General features: G+C 65.8%; 24 protein-coding genes, 1 tRNA gene and 1 pseudogene. 25 read left to right on the top strand and 1 reads right to left on the bottom strand.

Annotated elements, in window-relative coordinates; translation table 11 throughout:
- The first annotated feature begins 43 nt into the window (after positions 1-43).
- The 17 genes from WJ35_RS09695 to tatC all read left to right on the top strand — a co-directional run bounded on the left by WJ35_RS09695 (position 44) and on the right by tatC (position 11923).
- Positions 44-283: a BolA family protein gene (locus WJ35_RS09695; RefSeq protein WP_006406983.1), complete on the top strand. Its 240-nt coding sequence runs from the start codon at positions 44-46 to the stop codon at positions 281-283.
- Positions 284-296: 13 nt separating this feature from the next.
- Positions 297-1646, top strand: coding sequence for a UDP-N-acetylglucosamine 1-carboxyvinyltransferase (gene murA, locus WJ35_RS09690; RefSeq protein WP_059614067.1), 1350 nt, complete (start codon positions 297-299; stop codon positions 1644-1646).
- On the top strand, positions 1643-2296 hold the full coding sequence (hisG, locus tag WJ35_RS09685; RefSeq protein ID WP_010092890.1) for an ATP phosphoribosyltransferase: 654 nt from the start codon (positions 1643-1645) through the stop codon (positions 2294-2296). The genes murA and hisG overlap by 4 nt, the downstream gene beginning before the upstream one ends.
- 23 nt (positions 2297-2319) lie before the next feature.
- A complete protein-coding gene (hisD, locus tag WJ35_RS09680; RefSeq protein ID WP_010092889.1) occupies positions 2320-3648 on the top strand; it encodes a histidinol dehydrogenase in 1329 nt (442 codons plus the stop codon).
- Positions 3649-3730: 82 nt separating this feature from the next.
- Positions 3731-4810, top strand: coding sequence for a histidinol-phosphate transaminase (gene hisC / locus WJ35_RS09675; protein ID WP_060234217.1), 1080 nt, complete (start codon positions 3731-3733; stop codon positions 4808-4810).
- A gap of 59 nt (positions 4811-4869) precedes the next feature.
- Positions 4870-5457, top strand: a complete 588-nt coding sequence (gene hisB / locus WJ35_RS09670; protein ID WP_010092887.1) for an imidazoleglycerol-phosphate dehydratase HisB — start codon at positions 4870-4872, stop codon at positions 5455-5457.
- A gap of 75 nt (positions 5458-5532) precedes the next feature.
- Positions 5533-6153 carry a YchE family NAAT transporter gene (locus WJ35_RS09665; RefSeq protein ID WP_010092886.1) on the top strand — a complete coding sequence of 207 codons (621 nt, stop codon included), beginning with the start codon at positions 5533-5535 and terminating at the stop codon, positions 6151-6153.
- Positions 6150-6791: an imidazole glycerol phosphate synthase subunit HisH gene (hisH, locus tag WJ35_RS09660; protein ID WP_010092885.1), complete on the top strand. Its 642-nt coding sequence runs from the start codon at positions 6150-6152 to the stop codon at positions 6789-6791. Before WJ35_RS09665 ends, hisH begins: the two co-directional genes overlap by 4 nt.
- 164 nt (positions 6792-6955) lie before the next feature.
- Positions 6956-7711 carry a 1-(5-phosphoribosyl)-5-[(5-phosphoribosylamino)methylideneamino]imidazole-4-carboxamide isomerase gene (gene hisA, locus WJ35_RS09655; protein WP_010092884.1) on the top strand — a complete coding sequence of 252 codons (756 nt, stop codon included), beginning with the start codon at positions 6956-6958 and terminating at the stop codon, positions 7709-7711.
- 96 nt (positions 7712-7807) lie between these two features.
- A complete protein-coding gene (gene hisF, locus WJ35_RS09650; protein ID WP_060234208.1) occupies positions 7808-8581 on the top strand; it encodes an imidazole glycerol phosphate synthase subunit HisF in 774 nt (257 codons plus the stop codon).
- A complete protein-coding gene (gene hisI, locus WJ35_RS09645) occupies positions 8581-8997 on the top strand; it encodes a phosphoribosyl-AMP cyclohydrolase (RefSeq protein ID WP_069239092.1) in 417 nt (138 codons plus the stop codon). The genes hisF and hisI overlap by 1 nt, the downstream gene beginning before the upstream one ends.
- Positions 8994-9359, top strand: coding sequence for a phosphoribosyl-ATP diphosphatase (locus tag WJ35_RS09640; RefSeq protein WP_010092881.1), 366 nt, complete (start codon positions 8994-8996; stop codon positions 9357-9359). The genes hisI and WJ35_RS09640 overlap by 4 nt, the downstream gene beginning before the upstream one ends.
- A 72-nt stretch (positions 9360-9431) precedes the next feature.
- On the top strand, positions 9432-9821 hold the full coding sequence (locus WJ35_RS09635; RefSeq protein ID WP_010092880.1) for a DUF4870 family protein: 390 nt from the start codon (positions 9432-9434) through the stop codon (positions 9819-9821).
- 28 nt (positions 9822-9849) lie between these two features.
- A complete protein-coding gene (locus WJ35_RS09630; protein ID WP_010092879.1) occupies positions 9850-10215 on the top strand; it encodes a histidine triad nucleotide-binding protein in 366 nt (121 codons plus the stop codon).
- Between the two features lie 90 nt (positions 10216-10305).
- A complete protein-coding gene (gene tatA, locus WJ35_RS09625; RefSeq protein ID WP_010092878.1) occupies positions 10306-10539 on the top strand; it encodes a Sec-independent protein translocase subunit TatA in 234 nt (77 codons plus the stop codon).
- Positions 10540-10565: 26 nt separating this feature from the next.
- Positions 10566-11099 (top strand): Sec-independent protein translocase protein TatB, encoded by a 534-nt coding sequence (gene tatB / locus WJ35_RS09620; RefSeq protein ID WP_069239091.1) that lies wholly within the window; start codon positions 10566-10568, stop codon positions 11097-11099.
- A gap of 41 nt (positions 11100-11140) precedes the next feature.
- A complete protein-coding gene (gene tatC, locus WJ35_RS09615) occupies positions 11141-11923 on the top strand; it encodes a twin-arginine translocase subunit TatC (protein WP_042582954.1) in 783 nt (260 codons plus the stop codon).
- 146 nt (positions 11924-12069) lie between these two features.
- Here the strand turns inward: tatC and WJ35_RS09610 are convergent, their stop codons facing one another.
- Positions 12070-13275, bottom strand: coding sequence for a Do family serine endopeptidase (locus tag WJ35_RS09610; protein ID WP_010092875.1), 1206 nt, complete (start codon positions 13273-13275; stop codon positions 12070-12072).
- A gap of 21 nt (positions 13276-13296) precedes the next feature.
- On the opposite strand from WJ35_RS09610, the pseudogene WJ35_RS09605 reads away from it, so the two are divergent.
- The 8 genes and pseudogenes from WJ35_RS09605 to WJ35_RS09570 all read left to right on the top strand — a co-directional run bounded on the left by WJ35_RS09605 (position 13297) and on the right by WJ35_RS09570 (position 19826).
- Positions 13297-14045: pseudogene (locus WJ35_RS09605) on the top strand (Nif3-like dinuclear metal center hexameric protein).
- 218 nt (positions 14046-14263) lie between these two features.
- The gene (petA, locus tag WJ35_RS09600) at positions 14264-14884 is read left to right on the top strand and encodes a ubiquinol-cytochrome c reductase iron-sulfur subunit (RefSeq protein ID WP_010092873.1); all 621 of its coding nucleotides are present in this window, start codon (positions 14264-14266) and stop codon (positions 14882-14884) included.
- Positions 14884-16275 carry a cytochrome b gene (locus WJ35_RS09595; RefSeq protein WP_060234210.1) on the top strand — a complete coding sequence of 464 codons (1392 nt, stop codon included), beginning with the start codon at positions 14884-14886 and terminating at the stop codon, positions 16273-16275. The genes petA and WJ35_RS09595 overlap by 1 nt, the downstream gene beginning before the upstream one ends.
- Positions 16276-16296: 21 nt before the next feature.
- Entirely contained in the window at positions 16297-17055 is a 759-nt protein-coding gene (locus tag WJ35_RS09590; RefSeq protein WP_059963044.1) for a cytochrome c1, read from the top strand.
- Positions 17056-17148: 93 nt separating this feature from the next.
- Positions 17149-17760 (top strand): glutathione S-transferase N-terminal domain-containing protein, encoded by a 612-nt coding sequence (locus WJ35_RS09585; protein WP_006400565.1) that lies wholly within the window; start codon positions 17149-17151, stop codon positions 17758-17760.
- 72 nt (positions 17761-17832) lie between these two features.
- Complete coding sequence (locus WJ35_RS09580) at positions 17833-18339, top strand: ClpXP protease specificity-enhancing factor (protein ID WP_069239090.1); 507 nt, start codon at positions 17833-17835, stop codon at positions 18337-18339.
- Between the two features lie 19 nt (positions 18340-18358).
- Positions 18359-18434: transfer RNA gene (locus WJ35_RS09575), tRNA-Thr, on the top strand.
- Positions 18435-18608: 174 nt separating this feature from the next.
- Complete coding sequence (locus WJ35_RS09570) at positions 18609-19826, top strand: tyrosine-type recombinase/integrase (protein WP_069239089.1); 1218 nt, start codon at positions 18609-18611, stop codon at positions 19824-19826.
- The last annotated feature ends 401 nt before the right edge of the window (positions 19827-20227 follow it).

The following is a 20227-nucleotide window of genomic DNA, read 5'->3' as shown; positions in this document are numbered from 1 at the left end:
GCGGCGCCGCGCGCGGTCCGGCGCGCACCGACAGGAGCATCACATGTTGCCGACTCCCGAACAGGTCAAGCAATACATCGCGGGCGGGCTTGCCTGCACGCATCTGGAAGTCGAAGGCGACGGCCAGCACTTCTTCGCGACGATCGTGTCGCCGGCCTTCGAGGGCAAGCGGCCGATCCAGCGGCATCAGCTCGTCTACGCGGCGCTCGGCGACCGCATGAAGCAGGAAATCCACGCGCTCAGCATGAAGACGCTGACGCCCGCCGAATGGCAGAACGCATAACCGGAACCACTGAGTGCAAGTCACCGTCAACGAGCGCGACGCCGTCGAGAGCGTCGCCGCGGCACACCCGGCCGGCAATCGGGATACGCAGGGACATGGGATGGACAAGCTCGTGATCGAAGGCGGCCGCCGGCTGTCCGGCGAGATCGTCGTGTCGGGCGCGAAGAACGCGGCGCTGCCGATTCTGTGCGCGGGCCTGCTGACGGCCGATCCGGTCCACCTCGACAACGTGCCGAACCTGAAGGACGTCCGCACCACGCTGAAGGTCCTGAACCAGATGGGCGTGAAGAGCGAGACGGACGGCAGCCATGTGCAGCTCGACGCGTCGCGCGTCGACAACCTCGTCGCGCCGTACGAGCTCGTGAAGACGATGCGCGCGTCGATCCTCGTGCTCGGGCCGCTGCTGGCGCGCTTCGGCGAGGCGAAGGTGTCGCTGCCGGGCGGCTGCGCGATCGGTGCGCGGCCGGTCGACCAGCACATCAAGGGCCTGCAGGCGATGGGCGCCGAGATCAGCATCGAGCACGGCTTCATCGAGGCGCGCGCGAAGCGCCTGAAGGGCGCGCGCATCGTCACCGACATGATCACGGTGACGGGCACCGAGAACCTGCTGATGGCGGCGACGCTCGCCGACGGCGAGACGGTGATCGAGAACGCCGCGCGCGAGCCGGAAGTGAGCGATCTCGCACACTTGCTGGTCGAAATGGGTGCGAAGATCGACGGCATCGGCACCGACCGGCTCGTGATCCAGGGCGTCGAGCGGCTGCACGGCGCGCGTCATTCGGTCATTCCTGACCGCATCGAGGCCGGCACGTTCCTGTGCGCGGTCGCGGCGGCGGGCGGCGACGTGACGCTGACGGGCGTGCGCCCGCACATCCTCGACGCAGTGATCGACAAGCTGCGCGAGGCCGGCGTGACGGTCGAGGAAGGCGACACCTGGCTGCGCGTGAAGATGGATCGCCGGCCGTCCGCGGTGACGATCCGCACGTCCGAATACCCGGCGTTCCCGACCGACATGCAGGCGCAGTTCATGGCCCTCAATACGGTCGCGACGGGCACCGCGCAGGTCGTCGAAACCATTTTCGAGAACCGTTTCATGCACGTGCAGGAGCTGAACCGGCTCGGCGCGAACATCACGATCGACGGCAACACGGCGCTCGTGACGGGCGTCGAGAAACTGTCGGGGGCGAACGTGATGGCTACCGACCTGCGCGCGTCCGCGAGCCTCGTGATCGCCGGGCTGCGCGCCGACGGCGAGACGCTCGTCGACCGCATCTATCACCTCGACCGGGGATACGACCGGATGGAAGCCAAACTGACCGCCGTCGGCGCGAACGTGCGCCGCGTTTCCGGGAGCCAAGCATGACCCCGCCGCTGACCCTTGCCCTGTCGAAGGGCCGGATTTTCGAGGAAACCCTGCCGCTGCTCGCCGCGGCCGGCGTGCAGGTGGCCGAGGATCCGGAAACGTCGCGCAAGCTGATCCTGCCGACGACCGACCCGAACCTGCGCGTGATCATCGTGCGCGCGAGCGACGTGCCGACCTACGTCGAATATGGCGCCGCCGACTTCGGCGTGGCCGGCAAGGACGTGCTGATCGAGCACGGCGGCTCGGGCCTGTACCAGCCGATCGATCTGAACATCGCGCGCTGCCGGCTGTCGGTCGCGGTGCCCGCCGGCTTCGACTATGCGAAGGCGGTGCGCCAGGGCGCGCGCCTGCGCGTCGCGACGAAGTACGTCGAAGCGGCGCGCGAGCACTTCGCCGCGAAGGGCGTGCACGTCGACCTGATCAAGCTGTACGGGTCGATGGAGCTCGCGCCGCTCGTCGGCCTCGCCGACGCGATCGTCGACCTCGTCAGCTCGGGCGGCACGCTCCGGGCGAACAATCTGGTCGAGGTCGAGGAGATCATGCAGATCTCGTCGCGCCTCGTCGTGAACCAGGCTGCGCTGAAGTTGAAGCGCGCGGCGCTCAAGCCGATCCTCGACGCGTTCGAACGCGCGTCGCGCAATGGCGCGTGAGCGCACACCGTAACGGAACTTCCATGTCCATCACCATCCGCAAACTCGATTCGACGAGCGAAGGCTTCGACGCCGCGCTGCGCGCGGTGCTCGCGTTCGAGGCGAGCGAAGACGACGCGATCGAGCGCTCGGTCGCGCAGATCCTCGCCGACGTGAAGGCGCGCGGCGACGCCGCGGTGCTCGACTACACGAACCGCTTCGACCGGCTGGGCGCGGACAGCGTCGCCGCGCTGGAGCTGCCGCAGGAAGCGCTGCAGGAAGCGCTCGACGGCCTTGCGCCGAAGGCGCGCGCGGCGCTGGAAGCGGCCGCGGCGCGCGTGCGCGGGTATCACGAGAAGCAGAAGATCGAGTGCGGCAGCCATAGCTGGCAGTACACGGAAAGCGACGGCACGGTGCTCGGCCAGAAGGTCACGCCGCTCGACCGCGTCGGCCTGTACGTGCCGGGCGGCAAGGCGGCCTATCCGTCGTCGGTGCTGATGAACGCGATTCCCGCGCGCGTCGCGGGCGTCGGCGAGATCGTGATGGTCGTGCCGACCCCGGACGGCGTGAAGAACGACCTCGTGCTCGCCGCGGCGCTGCTCGGCGGCGTCGACCGCGTGTTCACGATCGGCGGCGCGCAGGCGGTGGCCGCGCTCGCGTACGGCACCGCGACCGTGCCGGCCGTCGACAAGATCTGCGGGCCCGGCAACGCGTACGTCGCGTCGGCGAAGCGCCGCGTGTTCGGCACGGTCGGCATCGACATGATCGCCGGGCCGTCGGAGATCCTCGTGCTGTGCGACGGCACCACGGACCCGAACTGGGTCGCGATGGACCTGTTCTCGCAGGCCGAGCACGACGAGCTCGCGCAGTCGATCCTGCTGTGCCCGGACGCGTCGTTCATCGAGCGCGTCGAGAAGGCGATCGACGAGCTGCTGCCGACGATGCCGCGCGAGGCCGTGATCCGCGCGTCGCTCGAAGGCCGCGGCGCGCTGGTCAAGGTGCGCGACATGGCGGAAGCGTGCAGGATCGCGAACGACATCGCGCCCGAGCACCTCGAGATTTCGGCGCTGGAGCCGCAGCAGTGGGGCCAGCAGATCCGCCACGCCGGCGCGATCTTCCTCGGCCGCTATACGAGCGAGAGCCTCGGCGACTACTGCGCGGGCCCGAACCACGTGCTGCCGACGTCGCGCACCGCGCGCTTTTCGTCGCCGCTCGGCGTGTACGACTTCATCAAGCGCTCGAGCGTGATCGAAGTCAGCGCCGAAGGCGCGCATACGCTCGGCGAGATCGCGTCCGAGCTCGCGTACGGCGAGGGGCTGCAGGCGCATGCGAAGAGCGCCGAATACCGGATGAAAGGCGGCGGCCAGGGCTGATTGCCCGGGCCGCAGACGGGCGCGGCGGCTGCCGCCGCGCTGACCCATTGACGCCGGCGCAATGCACGCCGGCCTGCAGACCATGACGACGCCACAAGACATCATTCGCCGCGACGTGCTCGCGATGACGAGCTACCCGGTGCCGGACGCGAGCGGGTTCGTGAAGCTCGACGCGATGGAGAACCCGTACCCGCTGCCCGAACCGCTCGCGGCGGCGCTCGGCGCGCGCCTCGCGCAGGTCGCGCTGAACCGCTATCCGGCGCCGCGCCCGGCCGCGCTCATCGACAAGCTGCGCCGCACGATGGGCGTGCCGGCCGCGTGCGACGTGCTGCTCGGCAACGGCTCCGACGAGATCATCAGCATGATGTCGGTCGCGTGCGCGACGCCGGGCGCGAAGGTGCTCGCGCCGGTGCCGGGCTTCGTGATGTACGAGCTGTCGGCGAAGTTCGCGCAGCTCGAGTTCGTCGGCGTGCCGCTCGCGGCCGACCTGACGCTCGACGTCGACGCGATGCTCGCGGCGATCGCCGAGCACCGCCCGGCGCTCGTCTATCTCGCGTACCCGAACAACCCGACCGGCACGCTGTACGACGCCGCCGGCGTCGAGCGGATCATCGCGGCCGCGCGGCACAGCCTGGTCGTGATCGACGAGGCATACCAGCCGTTCGCCGAGCGCTCGTGGCTGCCGCGCGCGGCGGAGTTCGACAACGTCGTCGTGATGCGCACGGTGTCGAAGCTCGGCCTCGCGGGCATCCGCCTCGGCTACCTCGCCGGGCTGCCGGCGTGGCTCGCGGAGTTCGACAAGGTGCGTCCGCCGTACAACATCAACGTGCTGACGCAGGCGACCGCCGATTTCCTGCTCGACCACCTCGACGTGCTCGACGCGCAGGCGGCCGAGCTGCGCGCCGAGCGCGCGCGCCTCGCGCAAGCGGTGGCCGCGCTGCCGGGCGTGACGGTGTTCCCGAGCGCCGGCAATTTCCTGCTGGTGCGCGTGCCGGACGCGGCGGCCGTGTTCGACGCGCTGCTGACCGAGCGGGTGCTGGTCAAAAACGTGAGTAAAATGCATCCGTTGCTGGCCGAATGCGTGCGGCTGACCGTCGGTTCTCCCGATGAAAACGCCCGCCTGCTGGCCGCATTGAAACTCGCGCTGCCCGGTCGAGCCTGACGGCGCCGCGGCGCGAAACGATCAATCCCCATTTACATCGACTCAGTCAAGGAATTGCCATGCGTGTGGCGGAAGTCGTTCGCAATACCAGCGAAACGCAGATCCGTGTGAAGCTCAATCTCGACGGCACCGGCCAGCAGAAGCTCGCGACCGGCGTGCCGTTCCTCGACCATATGCTCGACCAGATCGCTCGACACGGTCTGGTCGATCTCGAGGTCGAGGCGCATGGCGACACGCATATCGACGATCACCACACGGTCGAGGACGTCGGCATCACGCTCGGCCAGGCGGTCGCGAAGGCGATCGGCGACAAGAAGGGCATCCGCCGCTACGGCCATTCGTACGTGCCGCTCGACGAGGCGCTGTCGCGCGTCGTGATCGACTTCTCGGGCCGTCCGGGCCTCGAATTCCACGTGCCGTTCACGCGCGCGCGGATCGGCACCTTCGACGTCGACCTGTCGATCGAGTTCTTCCGCGGCTTCGTGAACCATGCGGGCGTGACGCTGCACGTCGACAACCTGCGCGGGATCAACGCGCACCACCAGCTCGAGACGGTGTTCAAGGCCTTCGGCCGCGCGCTGCGGATGGCGGCGGAGCTCGACGAACGCGCGGCGGGGCAGGTCCCGTCGACGAAGGGCAGCCTCTGAACCTCGCACCTCGCCTTCTGAACGGACGCACGTACAAGACAACCTCACGGCTTCGGCGCGTCGCGCCGGCTTGCGATGGATCTGCTCAAATCGTTCATTTCGCTGCTCGCGCTGATCAACCCGGTCGGCGCGGTGCCGTTTTTCCTGAGCCTGACCGCGCAGCAGACGGACGACGAGCGGCGCCGGACGATCAGGATCGCGTCGGTGTCGGTGTTCTGCGTGATCACGGTGACGACGCTGCTCGGCCAGCAGATCATCGACTTCTTCGGCATTTCGGTCGGCTCGCTGGAGGTGGGCGGCGGGATCATCATGCTGCTGATGGCGATCAGCATGCTGAACGCGCAGGCCGGCAACACCCGCTCGACGCCGGAGGAGCGCCACGAAGCCGAGCAGAAGGACAACATCGCGGTGGTGCCGCTCGCGATCCCGCTGCTGACGGGCCCCGGCTCGATCAGCACGGTGATCATCTATGCGGCGAACTCGCGTCACTGGTATGACCGGGTGGGGCTGGTCGCGATCGGCGCGGTCCTCGCCTGCCTGTGTTTCTTTGCGATGCGGCTCGCCGAGCCGATCGCGAACTGGATCGGCCGCACCGGCATCAACATCGCCACGCGGCTGATGGGACTGATGCTGTCGGCGCTGGCGGTGGAATTCATCGTCAACGGACTGAGGGCGCTACTGCCTGCACTGAGATGAAAACTTCGATTGCGATTGTGGATTATGGGATGGGCAACCTGCGCTCCGTCGCGCAGGCGCTCATGAAAGCCGAACCGGCTGCCGACGTGGCGATCGTCGACACGCCGGCCGCGATTCGCGCGGCCGACCGCGTCGTGCTGCCCGGCCAGGGCGCGATGCCGGACTGCATGCGCTGCCTCGGCGAATCGGGCCTGCAGGAAGCGGTGCTCGAGGCGTCGCGCACGAAGCCGCTGCTCGGCGTGTGCGTCGGCGAGCAGATGCTGTTCGACTGGAGCGCTGAAGGCGACACGAACGGCCTCGGGCTGCTGCCCGGCAAGGTCGTGCGCTTCGCGCTCGAAGGCCAGTTGCAGGACGACGGCTCGCGCTTCAAGGTGCCGCAGATGGGCTGGAACCGCGTGCGCCAGTCGCAGCCGCACCCGTTGTGGGACGGCGTGCCGGACGACGCCTATTTCTACTTCGTGCACAGCTATTACGTGACGCCGGACAACCCGGCGCATACGGTCGGCGAAACGGTCTACGGTGCGCCGTTTACGTCCGCGGTCGCGCGGGACAATCTCTTCGCGACCCAATTCCACCCGGAGAAAAGCGCGGAAGTCGGGTTGCGTCTGTATCGCAACTTCGTACACTGGAAACCGTAAACGTGGCGCGCGAACCACAGTCGGCGGGCGCGGAACGACCGTCGCACGGGGCTCGCCTGCCGAAGCGCCGAACGAGTTGTACTAAACTAGCGAGACGACGCGGCGCCGGAAACGGCCGGTGCGCGTCGAACCTTTTTCCTTTTCCCAGACGACAACCGATTGCTATGTTGCTGATTCCGGCCATCGATCTCAAAGACGGTCAGTGTGTGCGCCTCAAACAGGGCGATATGGACCAGGCCACGATTTTCTCCGAGGACCCCGCGGCGATGGCCCGCAAATGGGTCGACCTCGGCGCCCGGCGGCTCCATCTCGTCGACCTGAACGGCGCGTTCGCCGGCAAGCCGAAGAATCTCGACGCGATCGAGGCGATCCTCGAAGAGGTCGGCGATGAAATTCCCGTGCAGCTCGGCGGCGGCATCCGCAGCCTCGAGACGATCGAGAAGTACCTCGACGCCGGCCTGTCCTACGTGATCATCGGCACCGCGGCCGTGAAGGACCCGGGCTTCCTGCAGGACGCATGCAGCGCGTTCGCGGGCAACATCATCGTCGGCCTCGACGCGAAGGACGGCAAGGTCGCGACCGACGGCTGGAGCAAGCTGACGGGGCACGAGGTGATCGACCTCGCGCAGAAGTTCGAGGACTACGGCGTCGAATCGATCGTCTATACGGACATCGGCCGCGACGGCATGCTGCAGGGCATCAACATCGAGGCAACCGTGAAGCTTGCGCAGGCGGTCGGCATTCCGGTGATCGCGAGCGGCGGCCTGTCGAACCTCAACGACATCGAGAAGCTGTGCGAAGTGGAAGAGCATGGCGTCGAAGGCGTGATCTGCGGCCGTGCGATCTACTCCGGCGATCTCGACTTCGCGGCCGCGCAGAAGCGCGCGGACGAACTGAACGGCGAGCTCGACAACGCCTGATCCGGCCGTCGTCACCCTTGCCGGGGCTGCCCGCCGGGCGGCCCTGACCGGGAGGCCGCTCGCGGCCGCCCCTAATTGCGGCACTTGGCGCACATCATGGCTCTAGCTAAACGCATCATCCCCTGCCTGGACGTTACCGCCGGGCGCGTCGTCAAGGGCGTCAACTTCGTCGAACTGCGCGACGCGGGCGACCCCGTCGAGATCGCCCGCCGCTACGACGAGCAGGGCGCCGACGAACTGACGTTCCTCGACATCACCGCGACGTCCGACCAGCGCGACCTGATCCTGCCGATCATCGAGGCGGTCGCGTCGCAGGTCTTCATCCCGCTGACGGTCGGCGGCGGCGTGCGCGCCGTCGAGGACGTCCGGCGCCTGCTGAACGCGGGCGCGGACAAGGTCAGCATGAACTCGTCCGCGGTCGCGAACCCGCAGTTCGTGCGCGACGCGGCCGACAAGTACGGCTCGCAGTGCATCGTCGTCGCGATCGACGCGAAGCGCGTGTCCGCCGACGGCGAGACGCCGCGCTGGGAAGTGTTCACGCACGGCGGCCGCAAGGGCACCGGGCTCGACGCGATCGAGTGGGCGCGCAGGATGGCCGAGCTCGGCGCGGGCGAGATCCTGCTGACGAGCATGGATCGCGATGGCACGAAGTCGGGCTTCGACCTCGCGCTTACGCGCGGCGTGTCGGACGCGGTGCCGGTGCCGGTGATCGCGTCGGGCGGCGTCGGCTCGCTGCAGCACCTGGCGGACGGCATCAAGGACGGCCGCGCGGATGCGGTGCTCGCGGCGAGCATCTTCCACTACGGTGAACACACGGTCGGCGAGGCGAAGCGCTTCATGGCCGGCCAGGGCATTCCGGTGAGGTTGTGATGAGCACGGATACGCAATCCCTGCCGGCGTGGCTCGACAAGGTCCGCTGGGACGACAACGGCCTCGTGCCGGTGATCGCGCAGGAAGCGTCGACCAATGACGTGCTGATGTTCGCGTGGATGAACCGCGAGGCGTTGGCGAAAACGATCGAAACGCGGCGCGCGGTCTATTATTCGCGCTCGCGCAAGCGCCTGTGGTTCAAGGGCGAGGAGTCGGGCCACGTGCAGCACGTGCACGAGGTGCGCCTTGATTGCGACGAGGACGTCGTGCTGCTGAAGGTCGAGCAGGTGTCGGGCATCGCGTGCCACACCGGCCGGCATTCGTGCTTCTTCCAGAAATTCGAAGGCACCGTCGAAGGCGGCGACTGGGTCGCGGTCGAACCGGTGCTGAAAGACCCCGAACACATCTACAAATGACGCAAACGACCGAAGACACGCTGCTGCGCCTCGCGGCCGTGATCGACAGCCGCAAGGGCGGCGATCCCGACCAATCCTACGTATCGCGCCTGTTCCACAAGGGCGACGACGCGGTGCTGAAGAAGATCGGCGAGGAGGCGACCGAAGTCGTGCTCGCCGCGAAGGACGTGCGCCAGGGCGGCGCGCCGACGGCGCTCGTCGGCGAGGTGGCGGACCTGTGGTTCCATTGCCTCGTGATGCTGTCCCATTTCGACCTGAGCCCGGCCGACGTGATCGCCGAGCTCGAGCGTCGCGAAGGGATGTCCGGCATCGAGGAAAAGGCGCTGCGCAAGCGTCGCGAGCGCGAGGAAAACGGCGGCTGACACGCATCGTCGCGCGGCCGGCCGCCATATCGTGGCAAACTGTAAGAATTGTCATCGAACGGGGGTAGCATCATGACGGATACGCCAAGCCAGTTCCCGCCGCCGGTTCCGGGCAGCGCGGAAAGCGAGCGCCTGAACGGGCTGCGCACGCTGACTCACGTGCTGTACGGGCTCTATGCGGTGCACTGGCTGACGGGCGGCATCACGGGCCTCATCGCGATCATCATCAACTACGTGAAGCGCGGCGACACGGCCGGGACGCCGTACGCGGATCATTTCGAATGGCAGATCCGCACGTTCTGGCGCGCGCTGATCGCGTACGTGATCGGCTTCGCGCTGCTGTTCGTCGGCATCGGCTTTCTGGTGCTGGGAGCGGTCTGGATCTGGACGCTGTACCGTATCATCAAGGGCTGGCTGTATTTGAACGACAACAAGGCGCTCGATCCGCAGGCGTGGTTCTGACACCGCGACGCGCACCTTCAGGAGCAACATGAGTCACGATCCGAATTGCCTGTTCTGCAAGATCGCGGCAGGCGAGATCCCGAGCACGAAGGTGCACGAGGATGAAGAGTTCGTCGCGTTCCGCGACATCCGCCCGGCGGCCGAGACGCACGTGCTCGTGATTCCGCGCAAGCACCTGCCGACGCTGTCGTCGGCCGGGGAAGAGGACGCGCCGCTGCTTGGTAGAATGCTGGTGCTCGTCGCGCGCCTGGCCGAGCAGCTCGGCGTGGCCTATCACGGCGGCGAAACCGGTTTTCGCACGGTGATCAATACGGGCCCCGGCGGCGGGCAGGAGGTGTACCACCTGCACGCGCATATCCTGGCGGGTCCGCGCCCCTGGCACCGGATGGGTTGACGGCGCGGGGCGTTTCCCGCGTCGATGGTCGAAGCCGGCGCACTGCCGGCGATTTGCGCCGCAAGCGGCGTGGTTGAGGAGAGTTTCATCATGGGTGGATTGAGCATTTGGCACTGGCTGATCGTGCTGCTGATCGTCGCGCTGGTTTTCGGCACGAAGAAGCTGCGCAACATCGGCAACGATCTTGGCAGCGCCGTGAAGGGTTTCAAGGACGGCATGAAGGACGCCGACGCACCTTCGGCCGACGCGCAGCAACTGCCGCGTTCGGGCTCGGTGGACGTCAACGCGAAGGAAGCGACGCGTTCCGATTCGAACAAGGCATGACGCCGGCACGCTGACGGGCATTCTCCATGCTGGATCTCGGTCTTTCGAAGATGGCGCTGATCGGCGTCGTCGCGCTCGTGGTGCTCGGCCCCGAGCGCCTGCCGCGTGTCGCACGCACGGCGGGCGCGCTGTTCGGCCGCGCGCAGCGCTACATCAACGACGTGAAGGCCGAGGTCTCGCGCGAGATCGAGCTCGACGCGCTGCGGACGATGAAAAGCGATTTCGAGACCGCCGCGCGCAATGTCGAGACCACGATTCACGACAACCTGCGCGAGCACGAGCAGGACCTGAACGCCGCGTGGCATTCGGCGGTCGGCGGTCTTCATGAAGGCTCGGTCGATGCCGGCACGTCGGGCACCGATTCGCCCGCCGCGCCGTCGTCGTGGCGCGCCAGCACGATCGCGCTGGCGCGCAAGCGCCGTAACTGGCGGGTCAAGCAGGCGGCGACGCCCGCCTGGTACAAGCGCGCCACCACGCGCCGCACGCACGTGCAGTCCGGCGCCGCGCGCGTCGCGCGCCACCAGCCGGCAAGCCTGCGCCGGCCGGCGCGCTTCTTCTGAGCCGAGCGCATGCTCGCTCGTCAATCCAACCGAGGGCCGGTGTGAGCGACCCCCAGCAGAATCCGGACGAAGGCCCGGAAGAAACCTTCATCTCCCATCTCGTCGAGCTCCGCGATCGCATCATCCGCGCGGGGCTGTCCGTGATCGTCGTGTTCCTCGGGCTCGTCTACTGGGCGCCGGACATCTTCCGGCTGCTCGCGCGCCCGCTGATGGAGAACCTGCCGAAGGGCGGCAGGATGATCGTCACGGATGTCACCGGCTCGTTCTTCGTGCCGATGAAGGTGACGATGCTCGTCGCGCTCGTGATCGCGCTGCCGGTCGTGCTGTACCAGATCTGGGCGTTCGTCGCGCCGGGGCTGTATCAGCACGAGAAGAAGCTCGTCGTGCCGCTCGTCGGCAGCAGCTACGTGCTGTTCCTGTGCGGGATGGCGTTCGCGTACTTCCTCGTGTTCCCGACGATCTTCCGCGTGATGGCGCACTACAACGCGCCGCTCGGCGCGGAGATGTCGACCGATATCGACAATTACCTGAGCTTCGTGCTCGGAATGTTCATCGCGTTCGGGGTGACGTTCGAGGTGCCGATCGTGGTCGTGCTGCTCGTCCGGATGGGCGTGCTGACCGTGAAGAAGCTGAAGGAGATCCGGCCCTACGTGATCGTCGGCGCTTTCGTCGTCGCGGCGGTCGTCACGCCGCCGGACGTGTTTTCGCAGCTGATGCTCGCGCTGCCGCTCGTCGTGCTGTACGAGGCCGGAATCCTCGCGGCGCGATTCTTCGTGCCGAAGCCGGCGCAAGCCGAGCCCGAGAACGGCGAGGCCGCGAGCTGACGCTGACGTGCCCGAGCGGCGTGACGGAGCACGGTCGGGCGACTCCCCTCACGCGCAGCGATTCTCCCAGCAAAAATGGCAGCCAATCGGCTGCCATTTGTTTTATGCAGGAGAACCGGAAAAAAGGCGGCGCGCTGGCGGCGGCGTCATTCGGTGTCGCTGTCCTGCTCGTCGAGCGCCTGCTTCGGCGGCGGCGGGCGCTTGCCGATCATGACGTGCACGTCGAGCTCCTTGCCCTTGCGCACGACGTGCACCTTGGCCGTCGCGCCCGGCTTGATCTGCGCGACGACGTTCAGCAGCTTGGTCGTGTCGGTGATCTCCTCGCCGTTGACCGACACGAGGATGTCGCCCGGCTTGATGCCCGCCTTGTCGGCCGGGCCGCCCTGCAGCACGCCCGCGACGATCGCGCCCGATTTCTGCTGCAGGCCGAACGACTCGGCGATCTCCGGCGTGACGTCCTGCGGCTCGACGCCGATCCAGCCGCGCGTGACCGAGCCCGTCGTGATGATGCTCTCGAGCACGGTGCGCGCGGTCGACACCGGAATCGCGAAGCCGATGCCGAGCGAGCCGCCCGAGCGCGAATAGATCGCCGTGTTGATGCCGAGCAGGTTGCCGTTCACGTCGACGAGCGCGCCGCCGGAGTTGCCCGGGTTGATCGGCGCGTCGGTCTGGATGAAGTTCTCGAACGTGTTGATGCCGAGGTGATTGCGGCCGAGCGCGCTGATGATCCCCATCGTCACCGTCTGGCCGACGCCGAACGGGTTGCCGATCGCGAGCACGACGTCGCCGACGCGCGACTGGTCGGAGCGGCCGAGCGTGATCGTCGGCAGGTCGGTCATGTTGATCTTGAGCACCGCGAGGTCGGTCTCCGGATCGATGCCGATCACCTTCGCGGTGGCCGTGCGGCCGTCGGCGAGCGCGACTTCGATCTGGTCGGCGCCGTCGACGACGTGCTGGTTCGTTAGAATGTAACCTTCCGGGCTCACGATAACGCCCGAACCGAGGTTGGCCGCCGGCTCGTCCTGCTGCTTGCGGGCGTTGCGGTCACCGAAGAAATAGCGGAACAGCGGATCCTTCGCGCGCGGATCGGGCGGCAGCGAGCCGTCCTTGCTGGAGAACACGTTGACGACTGCCGGCATCGCCTTTTGCGCGGCGTCGGCGTACGACGTGGTCGCAGGTGCGCCGCCGATGCCGGGCGCGACTTCGCGCAGGGCGACGATCGGCGTGGCGAGCTGCTTGCCGAGCTGTCCTTGCCGTTGCAGCCATTGAGGCTTGAGCGTCACGACGATGAACATCAGCGCGAGCAGCACCGTGACCGCCTGCGCGAAGAACAGCCAGAAGCGTCTAAGCATCTGAATGGACTAGAGGTTTATATGGATCGGATCGAACTCGAATTGTACTTGAACAATACCCTCGAAACGGCGCGGTTCAAGGACTATTGCCCGAACGGGCTGCAGGTCGAGGGCCGCCGCAAGATCGAGAAGATCGCGACCGGCGTGACCGCGTCGGCGGCGTTTCTCGAAGCGGCGCTCGAATGGGGGGCGGATGCGGTGCTGGTCCATCACGGCTACTTCTGGCGCAACGAGGCGCCGCAGATCACCGGCCGCAAATACCGGCGCCTGAAGCTGCTGCTCGCGAACGACCTGAACCTGTTCGCGTTCCATCTGCCGCTCGACGCGCACCCCGAATTCGGCAACAACGCGCAGCTCGGCGAGAAGCTCGGGCTGATCGGTGAATCGCGTTTCGGCGACGGCGATCTCGGCTGGATGGCCACGCTGCCGATGCCGGTGACGCTCGAGCACTTCGTCGCGAAGGTCGAGCGCACGCTCGGCCGCACGCCGCTCGTGCTCGGCGACCCGGAGCAGCAGCTGCGCCGCATCGCGTGGTGCACGGGCGCCGCGCAGAGCTATTTCGACGCGGCGATCGACGCCGGCGCCGACGTGTTCCTCACCGGCGAGGTGTCGGAGCCGGTCACGCACGCGGCCGCGGAGAGCGGCGTCGCATTCGTTGCGGCGGGGCACCATGCAACCGAACGCTACGGAATCCAGGCGCTTGTGGGGCCCATTTGTCCGAGCGATTCGATCTCGAACACCTGTTTATCGATATCCATAATCCGGTCTGAACGGCCGGATTGCGGCGGCGCATCGAAAGCACGCAATGTAGCAAGCGCTTAAAAGAGAGTTGGATTATTCACTCGGGTGGTGGGGGAAAACCCTTGACTATCAACCACTTCGAAGGGATTTTCATTTCCGGGCCTTGTAAATGACGACTCCATTCGAGCAAACTAGCGGCGGAATGGAAAGTCGTGACGGAAAATCCAACTCAGAAGTGGGGCGTGTGATGCGAGACAAGGAAGAGAAACGCGTCGACAGCGGCCGCCGTACCTGGCTGATTGCGACATCCGTAGCAAGTGGAGTGGGAGGCGTCGCCACCGTCATCCCGTTCGCGGCGTCGCTGGCGCCGTCGGCGAAAGCGAAAGCGGCCGGCGCGCCGGTCGAAATCGATATCAGCGCGCTGAAGCCCGGCGAGATGCTCACCGTGCCGTGGCGCGGCAAGCCCGTCTGGGTGCTGAACCGCACCGACGCGATGCTCGCCGACGTGACCAAGGCCGACAAGGAAGTCGCCGATCCGACCAGCAAGACCCCCTATTCGATGCCGTTGCCGGCTTACTGCGCGAACGAATATCGCTCGCGGGCCGACCACAAGAACATCCTCGTCGTGATGGCCGTGTGCACGCACCTCGGCTGCACGCCATCCCAACGCTTCACGCCGGGTCCGCAGCCGAACCTGCCCGACGACTGGCCGGGCGGCTTCCTGTGCCCGTGCCACGGTTCGACCTACGACCTCGCCGGCCGCGTCTTCAAGAACAAGCCGGCGCCGCAGAATCTCGACGTCCCGCCCTACATGTTCACGTCGGCGACGACGCTCGTGATCGGCAGGGACGAGAAAGGAGAAGCGTAATGGCGACGACCGAGCACAACGAAGTCACGACGACGACGACGGGTCTCACCGCCTGGATCGATGCGCGCTTTCCATGGACGGTCATGCTCAAGAAGCATGTGACCGAGTACTACGCGCCGAAGAACTTCAACTTCTGGTACTTCTTCGGCTCGCTCGCGCTGCTCGTGCTCGTCAACCAGATCGTCACCGGCATCTTCCTGACGATGAACTACAAGCCCGACTCGACGCTCGCGTTCGCGTCGGTCGAGTACATCATGCGCGAAGTGCCGTGGGGCTGGCTGATCCGGTACATGCACTCGACGGGCGCGTCGATGTTCTTCGTCGTCGTCTACCTGCACATGTTCCGCGGGCTGATGTACGGCTCGTACCGCAAGCCGCGCGAACTCGTGTGGATCTTCGGCTGCGCGATCTTCCTGTGCCTGATGGCCGAGGCGTTCTTCGGCTACCTGCTGCCGTGGGGCCAGATGTCGTTCTGGGGCGCACAGGTGATCGTGAACCTGTTCTCGGCGATTCCGTTCATCGGCCCGGACCTGTCGCTGTGGATTCGCGGCGACTACGTCGTGTCCGACGTGACGCTGAACCGTTTCTTCGCATTCCATGTGATCGCGATTCCGCTCGTGCTGATCGGCCTCGTGATCGCGCACCTGGTCGCGCTCCATGAAGTGGGGTCGAACAACCCGGACGGCATCGAGATCAAGAAAAAGAAGGATGCGAACGGCATTCCGCTCGACGGCATCCCGTTCCATCCGTACTACTCGGTGCACGACTTCTTCGGCGTGTGCGGGTTCCTGATCGTGTTCGCGCTGATCGTGTTCTTCGCGCCGGAAATGGGCGGCTACTTCCTCGAGGCGAACAACTTCGTCCCCGCGAATCCGCTGCAGACGCCGCCGGAAATCGCGCCGGTCTGGTACTTCACCGCGTTCTACGCGATGCTGCGCGCGACCACCGACCCGTTCAAGATCGTGCTGATGATCGTGATCGCGCTGCTCGGCGTGCTCGCGCTGCTGCGCGCGCGCGGCAAGTGGCGGCTTGGGCTGCCGGTGCTGTCGGCAGCGATCGTCGTGTTCATGTACCTGACGGAATCGAAGTTCTGGGGCGTCGTCGTGATGGGCTCGGCGGTCGTGTCGCTGTTCTTCCTGCCGTGGCTCGACCGCAGCCCGGTGAAGTCGATCCGTTATCGCCCGCTGTTCCACAAGGTGTTCCTCGGAATCTTCGTCGTCGCGTTTCTGACCCTTGCGTTCCTCGGCACGCGGCCGCCGTCACCGACCGCGACGGTGATCGCGCAGGTGTGCGCGCTGATCTACTTCGCGTTCTTCCTCGGCATGCCGGTCTGGACGCCGCTTGGCACGTTCAAGCAGCCGCCGGAGCGGGTGCGCTTCAAGCCCCATTAACGTGAGCGAGGAGAGAACGACATGAAGAAACTGCTTTCGACGCTCGCGCTGATCGGGGCGACCGCCTGTGCGTTGCTGACGGCACCGCTGGCGGCCGCGGAGGGCAATTTTCCGCTCGACCGCGCGCCCGATAACACGGAAAATCTCGTTTCGCTTCAGCACGGCGCGCAATTGTTTGTAAACTATTGCTTGAACTGCCACAGCGCGAACCTGATGCGCTACAACCGTCTGACGGATCTGGGCATATCCCAGAAGGAGATCGAAAAGAATCTCCTGTTCACGACCGACAAGGTCGGCAACACGATGTCCGTTTCGATGCGGCCCGAAGATGCGAACAACTGGCTCGGCGTCACGCCGCCCGACCTGTCGGTCGAAGCGCGGGCGCGCGGCCGGGACTGGCTGTATACGTATCTGCGGAGCTTCTACCGCGACGATGCGCGGCCGACCGGCTGGAACAACGCGGTGTTCGAGAACGTCGGCATGCCCCATGTGCTCTGGCAGCTGCAGGGGCAGCGCATCGCGAAATTCGAGGAAAAGACGGACGAGGAGACGGGCGAGAAGGTGCGCGCGCTCGTCGGCTTCCAGCAGATGACCCCGGGGACGCTGTCGCCGGTGGATTATGATTCTGCGGTGGCCGACCTGGTGGCGTACATGACATGGATGGCCGAACCGGCCCAGCAGACCCGCAAGCGCCTCGGCGTCTGGGTGCTGGTGTTCCTCGGCGTCCTGACTTTCCTGGCCTGGCGGCTCAATGCCGCATACTGGAAAGATATCAAGTAATCACGCCTGACCGGCGTGGGGCCGGCGCAAGGCAGAACCCGGAGGAGGGTTCTTCCGCGCGCTGGCCCTCGGCTTTTTTGAGGAAACGCAAATATGATGGTTCTGTATTCCGGCACAACTTGCCCGTTCTCCCAGCGTTGCCGGCTGGTGCTGTTCGAGAAGGGCATGGACTTCGAGATTCGCGACGTCGACCTGTTCAACAAGCCGGAAGACATTTCGGTGATGAACCCGTACGGCCAGGTGCCGATCCTCGTCGAGCGCGATCTGATTCTGTACGAATCGAACATCATCAACGAGTACATCGACGAGCGCTTCCCGCACCCGCAGCTGATGCCGGCCGACCCGGTGCAGCGCGCACGCGCGCGCCTGTTTCTGCTCAACTTCGAGAAGGAACTGTTCGTGCACGTCAGCACGCTCGAGAACGAGAAGGGCAAGGCGGCCGAGAAGAACCACGAGAAGGCGCGCCTCGCGATCCGCGATCGCCTGACGCAGCTCGCGCCGATCTTCGTGAAGAACAAGTACATGCTCGGCGAGGAGTTCTCTATGCTCGACGTCGCGATCGCGCCGCTCTTGTGGCGTCTGGATCACTACGGGATCGAGCTGTCGAAGAATGCGGCGCCGCTGATGAAGTATGCGGAACGGATCTTCAGCCGTCCGGCGTATATCGAAGCACTGACGCCGTCCGAAAAGGTCATGCGTCGTTGATGGCATGACGAAGGGCAAGACGGAGCGGCGCGCGCGGAGGGCCGCGCGCTCCGCTCCGGTTAGAGGATTGTGATGCAAGAGATTTCAACGAAGCCTTATTTGCTGCGCGCGCTGTACGAGTGGTGCACCGATAACGGTTACACGCCGCACATCGCGGTGAGGGTCGACAATTCGACGCGCGTGCCGCGCCAGTTCGTTCGCGACGGCGAGATCGTGCTCAACATCAGCTTCGAGGCGACGAGCCAGCTGCAGATGGGCAACGAGTGGATCGAGTTCACCGCGCGGTTCTCCGGCAAGGCGCACAAGCTCGAGATTCCGGTGGCCAACGTGCTCGCGATCTATGCGCGCGAGAACGGGCAGGGCATGGCGTTCCAGGTCGAGGCGGTGGCGGGTGAGGGCGAGGATTCGGGCGTGGCCGAAGACGAGGGCATGCCGAGCGACGATGCTGCGTCGCCGTTGACGCCGGTCGCTGAAAGCGGGGCGAACGAGGAGCCGTCCGAAGGCGCCGACGAGCCGCCGAACACCGACGGCGACGGCTCGAAAGGCGGTAGCAGACCTCGCCTCAAGATCGTGAAATGAGGTAGAATCTCCCGCTTACGCCGGCTTAGCTCATCTGGTAGAGCAGTTGATTTGTAATCATCAGGTGGCGGGTTCGAGTCCTGCAGCCGGCACCAAACACTAGTTTCAAGTAGTACCCGGAAGTCCCAAAACCCGCGTCCAGTCTAGCGCTGACGCGGGTTTTTTGTTTCAGGACGTCCCGTGAGAGGCCGGGGCATCCCCAAAATTTGGGGGTAAGATTCGGGGTATGACTTCCGGGATTTGGGGGTATGCCGTACCCCCGACGAACAATGAAAACCAAACCTCTTACCGACGCCAAGTGTCGCAACGCTAGATTCGATGAGGCCGGGGGAAACAAACTCTTCGACGGCGGTGGCCTGTATCTCGATCTGCGCTCCAGTGGTTCGAAGAAATGGCGGCTCAAATACCGGTTCAATGGCAAAGAAAACCTGCTGACGTTCGGCGACTATCCCGCGACGTCGCTCGCCGATGCTCGGTCGAGGCGTGACGAAGCGAAGCGGCTGTTAGCGGAAGGGAAGAACCCTGCGTTCGAGCGTGACGTCGAGAAGCAGACTCGCGCCATTGCCGCACAGAACACCTTCGAGGCCGTCGCGCTGGAGTGGTACGAGGCGCAGCAAGCGACATGGAGCGCTTCGCACGCGAACCGAGTCAAGAAACAGCTCGATCGCGAGGTGTTTCCCCTGATCGGCCAGCGCCCGATTTCTTCGATCGGCGCCCCGGATTTGCTCGCGGTCATTCGACGAATCGAAGGACGAGAGGCGTTCGAGACGGCGCGCAAGACGTTGCAGACATGCGGCCAAGTCTTTCGCTATGCCGTTGCAACGAGCCGTGCCGAGCGAGATCCGTCGCCGGACCTGCGAGGCGCATTGAAGGCGGTGCCCGTCAAGCATATGGCGCGAGTCGGCGAAAGCGAGCTGCCGGAGTTGCTTCGCTCGATCGCTTCCTATGAAGGCGAGCCCGAGACCCGGCTCGCTTTGCGATTCCTGGCATTGACGTTCGTTCGCACCATCGAGCTGCGGCAGGCCGAGTGGACGGAGATCGACTTGGAGCGCCGAGAGTGGCGCATTCCGGCCGAGAAGATGAAGATGCGCCGCGTGCATATCGTGCCGCTCGCCGAGCAGACGATCGCGCTGCTTTCCGAGCTACGCGCGCTGACGGGCCACCGTCGCTGGCTGTTCCCGAACAGCCGCAGACCGTTGCAGCAGATGAGCGAGAACACGATCCTGTACGCGCTATACCGGATGGGCTATCGCAGTCGCATGACCGGGCACGGATTCCGTGGTCTTGCCTCAACGATCTTGAACGAGAAGGGCTTCAATTCCGACTGGATCGAGCGTCAGCTCGCGCACTCCGAACAGGACGGTGTGCGGGCGGCATACAACCACGCCGAGTATCTGTCCGAGCGCCATCGCATGATGCAGTGGTGGGCGGACTATCTCGACAAACAGGGTGGGGCGAAGATCATCCCGATCGCGGCGGCAAGATAGACCCGTGCTGCCACGCGTATGACCCCCTTGCGGCGCGCCTCCCACCGATTTTTCAGAGTTGGCACCGCACTGTCGGTCCCCTGCACGTTGGTATGAATATGACCCCCCTTAGGCGGGCCGGAAGTAGGAAAAACACGCGGGTGTGAGCCCCCGCGTCTTTGCCCTAGACGCAGGGTCCCCCGCTTTCCCGCCACCCCGACACTTGCGACCGGCGCAACAATGCCCGATCGGGGCGCGTCGCGGACACCCCCTCGAAAACACGTCATCGACGCCCTTCGAATCCCGGAGAGCCGCGCCCCGTCTGGCTTCGCGGTCGACGCAGACGGTCGACGCCTGTCCGCTCAGTGCAAAACGAGTTGGAGATTTGGAGATAAACGCCCGAATCGGCCGCAAAGCCTTAT

Source organism: Burkholderia ubonensis (assembly GCF_001718695.1).
GTDB classification, from domain to species: domain Bacteria; phylum Pseudomonadota; class Gammaproteobacteria; order Burkholderiales; family Burkholderiaceae; genus Burkholderia; species Burkholderia ubonensis_B.
The sequence above is the reverse complement of the archived record's forward strand: the minus strand, read 5'-3'. Positions and strand labels throughout refer to the sequence as shown.

Coding starts and splice junctions, on each gene's coding strand:
- WJ35_RS09695 (WP_006406983.1), top strand. CDS start 44: ATGTTGCCGACTCCCGAACAGGTCAAGCAATACATCGCGGGCGGGCTT.
- hisG (WP_010092890.1), top strand. CDS start 1,643: ATGACCCCGCCGCTGACCCTTGCCCTGTCGAAGGGCCGGATTTTCGAG.
- hisD (WP_010092889.1), top strand. CDS start 2,320: ATGTCCATCACCATCCGCAAACTCGATTCGACGAGCGAAGGCTTCGAC.
- hisC (WP_060234217.1), top strand. CDS start 3,731: ATGACGACGCCACAAGACATCATTCGCCGCGACGTGCTCGCGATGACG.
- hisB (WP_010092887.1), top strand. CDS start 4,870: ATGCGTGTGGCGGAAGTCGTTCGCAATACCAGCGAAACGCAGATCCGT.
- WJ35_RS09665 (WP_010092886.1), top strand. CDS start 5,533: ATGGATCTGCTCAAATCGTTCATTTCGCTGCTCGCGCTGATCAACCCG.
- hisH (WP_010092885.1), top strand. CDS start 6,150: ATGAAAACTTCGATTGCGATTGTGGATTATGGGATGGGCAACCTGCGC.
- hisA (WP_010092884.1), top strand. CDS start 6,956: ATGTTGCTGATTCCGGCCATCGATCTCAAAGACGGTCAGTGTGTGCGC.
- hisF (WP_060234208.1), top strand. CDS start 7,808: ATGGCTCTAGCTAAACGCATCATCCCCTGCCTGGACGTTACCGCCGGG.
- hisI (WP_069239092.1), top strand. CDS start 8,581: ATGAGCACGGATACGCAATCCCTGCCGGCGTGGCTCGACAAGGTCCGC.
- WJ35_RS09640 (WP_010092881.1), top strand. CDS start 8,994: ATGACGCAAACGACCGAAGACACGCTGCTGCGCCTCGCGGCCGTGATC.
- WJ35_RS09635 (WP_010092880.1), top strand. CDS start 9,432: ATGACGGATACGCCAAGCCAGTTCCCGCCGCCGGTTCCGGGCAGCGCG.
- WJ35_RS09630 (WP_010092879.1), top strand. CDS start 9,850: ATGAGTCACGATCCGAATTGCCTGTTCTGCAAGATCGCGGCAGGCGAG.
- tatA (WP_010092878.1), top strand. CDS start 10,306: ATGGGTGGATTGAGCATTTGGCACTGGCTGATCGTGCTGCTGATCGTC.
- tatB (WP_069239091.1), top strand. CDS start 10,566: ATGCTGGATCTCGGTCTTTCGAAGATGGCGCTGATCGGCGTCGTCGCG.
- WJ35_RS09610 (WP_010092875.1), bottom strand. CDS start 13,275: ATGCTTAGACGCTTCTGGCTGTTCTTCGCGCAGGCGGTCACGGTGCTG.
- petA (WP_010092873.1), top strand. CDS start 14,264: ATGCGAGACAAGGAAGAGAAACGCGTCGACAGCGGCCGCCGTACCTGG.
- WJ35_RS09595 (WP_060234210.1), top strand. CDS start 14,884: ATGGCGACGACCGAGCACAACGAAGTCACGACGACGACGACGGGTCTC.
- WJ35_RS09590 (WP_059963044.1), top strand. CDS start 16,297: ATGAAGAAACTGCTTTCGACGCTCGCGCTGATCGGGGCGACCGCCTGT.
- WJ35_RS09585 (WP_006400565.1), top strand. CDS start 17,149: ATGATGGTTCTGTATTCCGGCACAACTTGCCCGTTCTCCCAGCGTTGC.
- WJ35_RS09580 (WP_069239090.1), top strand. CDS start 17,833: ATGCAAGAGATTTCAACGAAGCCTTATTTGCTGCGCGCGCTGTACGAG.
- WJ35_RS09570 (WP_069239089.1), top strand. CDS start 18,609: ATGAAAACCAAACCTCTTACCGACGCCAAGTGTCGCAACGCTAGATTC.